The 1888-nt window shown below is 62.2% G+C and carries 2 protein-coding genes; both read right to left on the bottom strand.

Going from position 1 to position 1888, the window contains the following annotated elements:
* A partial coding sequence (locus tag M5C01_RS32670; protein ID WP_248764471.1) for an ATP-binding protein occupies nt 1-487 on the bottom strand: 487 nt, incomplete at its 3' end.
* A gap of 20 nt (nt 488-507) precedes the next feature.
* Nucleotides 508-1888 (bottom strand): IS21 family transposase (gene istA / locus M5C01_RS32675; RefSeq protein WP_248764472.1); only part of this gene is annotated, 1381 nt, incomplete at its 5' end.

Below are 1888 nucleotides of genomic sequence, written 5' to 3' on the forward strand. Positions count from 1 at the left end.
GATCAGTCTTTGCATAACCGGCCATCAGTTTGGCGAAGCGGCCATCACCGTGGGCCAGGCCCAGCTCTTCCATCAAGCGCGGCAGGCGCAGGTAGCGCACGCTGTACCCATCCCGGCAAGCCTTGTGGGCCAGCGCACAAGCCAACCAGGTTTTACCCACCCCGGTTGGGCCGCCGATGATCAAGTTCAGACCGTCGCGCAACCATTGGCCGCTGCCCAGTTGCAGGATCAGGGATTTATCCAAGCCGCGCGGGCTGCGGTAATCGATATCTTCCAGGCAAGCGTTGTGGCGCAGACGTGCTGCTTTGAGGCGAGTGCTCAAGCGGGCATCTTCACGCTCGGTCAGCTCGCGGTCGACCATCAGGCCCAGGCGTTCGTCGAAGCTGAGGTCGTTGATATCGGGCGTTGCGTGCTGTTCGCCAAGCGCCTTGATCATGCCGTTTAGGCGCAGGGTTTGCAGCTTGTCCAGGGTCGGGTTGGGTAGCATGGTGGTGCTCCTTTTTCAGGTCAGTGGTAGTAGCCGGGGCCGCGCAGGTTGATGTGCTCGTCGGGTAGCAGCGGCAGGTTCTGCTGGGCCAGCGGTAGCCGTTCCAAGCCTTGGCGCAGGATCGATTCGAGGCTTTTGTAACTGCATGCGCCCAGTGCCAGCGCACGCTGGCAAGCGGCTTCCAGCCGCTCTTCGCTGTGCTGTTTGCTCAGGCGCAGGATGCCCAGGCAGGCACGGAAGCCGTGCTGCGGATGGATTCGTCGTTCAAGGATGTAGGCGATGACACCAGCGGTGTTGGGCCCGGTCTGCTCGGCCCAGCGGATCAGCCGTTGCGGTGTCCATTCGGCATGCTCACGGTGGCTCTTGGGCATGTGCTCGATCTGGGTGGTGTGCCGGCCTTTGTGCTGTGAGCGAAGATGGCTGGCCACGCGCTGGTTGGCGTGGAAGCACTCCACCGTCTTCGCCGTCAGCCGCACTTCAAGCTGGTGCTTCACCAACTGATACGGCACTGAGTAGTAATGGCCGTCAACTTCGACGTGGTAGTCGATGTGTACCCGTACCTTTTTCCATTCGGTGTAGACGTATGGATGTTCTGGCAGCGGTTGCAACGCGGGTTGGTCGAGGGTCTCGAAGGCCGAGCGGCGTGAGCCGGGCAGCTTCTTGAAGGGCCTATGGTTGAGGCGATCGAGGAGCAGTCCGATGGCTGTGTTGAGTTCGCCCAGCGAGAAGAACTGGCGGTTGCGCAAGGCCGCCAAGATCCAGCGCTCGACCACTTGCACGCCAACTTCGACCTTGGCCTTGTCCCGAGGTTTACGGGCGCGGGCAGGCACCACGGCGACACCGTAGTGCTCGGCTAGATCACGGTAACTCGGGTTGATATCTGGCTCGTAGCGATGCGCCTTGGTGACGCCGCTGAGCAGATTGTCCGGCACCAGGATCTGCGATGTGCCACCAAGAAAAGCGAAGCAGCGAGCGTGTGAGCCCAGCCAATCAGGTAGCTTCTGCGACCAGGTGGCCTCGGCAAAGGTGTAGCTGGAGGCGCCGAGAACGGCAACGAAGATCTGGCTTTGGCGGATCTCTCCGCTCTGCCGGTCGATGACCGGCACGGTCTGGCCTGCGTAATCGACGAACAGCTTCTCGCCGGCGCGGTGCTCCTGGCGCATGACCACATCGACTTTGGCGGCCCAGAGGCGGTAGTGCTCGCAGAACCAGCTGTATTGGTAGCCTTGCGGATGGCTGAGTCGATACTCCTGCCAGAGCAAGGCCAGTGTCACGCCGGGGCGGCGCAATTCGGCGTGAGCCCATGCCCAGTCAGGCATCGGGCGTTGCTCGCTGGGAACCGTCGGCGCTGGCGGGAACAGAGATCGTTCCAGTTCAACGTCCGACAATGCCGTGGGCCAG

Source organism: Pseudomonas sp. MWU12-2319 (assembly GCF_023242525.1).
Classification (GTDB): Bacteria; Pseudomonadota; Gammaproteobacteria; order Pseudomonadales; family Pseudomonadaceae; genus Aquipseudomonas; species Aquipseudomonas gingeri_D.